Here is a 597-nt window from a genome sequence, read left to right as displayed (position 1 = left end):
CTTTGAGCTTTTTTTATTCGATCTATCTTCATATTTATCTAGGCAATATTGAAACGTAAGTTTCATCATATGGTCTACCAGATTTTGCAATAGCAAAAGACTGTTTGAGTAGTTTGTTAGCAACTGCTATCAATGCTAGTTTCTTACTCTTTCCTTTGTTCACGATTCGCTCATAAACTTCCTTGCAAGACTTGTTTTGCTTACAAGCATTAAAGGAACATAGAAATAATAAATTCCGAAGCTTTTTATTACCGACCTTACTTATTCGTGCACGACCTCTTAAGCTGCTCCCTGACTCGCGTATCGTTGGGGTTATACCAACATAACTACAAAGCTGTGATGCCGTTTCGAACTACTTGAAACCATCGGTACTTACTATCAAAAAAAGAGCCGTCCTGATTCCGATGCCTGAAATACTATTAAGTAAGGTCAACTGATGTTGTTTCTCTTGTTTTACCAAAGACAAAATCTTTGATTCGATAGCTGCTACCTCCTTATTAAGCTGCTTCTTGTTACGTATCAAAGAACGATAAACAAACTTTGAGGGTAACCCTAGCACCTCTTCGCCGTGCATCTTGTTCTTGGTGGCCGTTCGTT

Annotated in this window: 1 pseudogene; it reads right to left on the bottom strand. The window is 38.2% G+C overall.

What is annotated here, in order from left to right:
* Nucleotides 1-34 precede the first annotated feature (34 nt).
* A pseudogene (locus ABXZ36_RS15775) lies at nucleotides 35-597 on the bottom strand (IS110 family transposase); the annotation flags it as partial.

Origin of the sequence: Sediminicola arcticus, assembly GCF_040566695.1 — a bacterium.
Classification (GTDB): Bacteria; Bacteroidota; Bacteroidia; order Flavobacteriales; family Flavobacteriaceae; genus Sediminicola; species Sediminicola arcticus.
The sequence above is the reverse complement of the archived record's forward strand: the minus strand, read 5'-3'. Positions and strand labels throughout refer to the sequence as shown.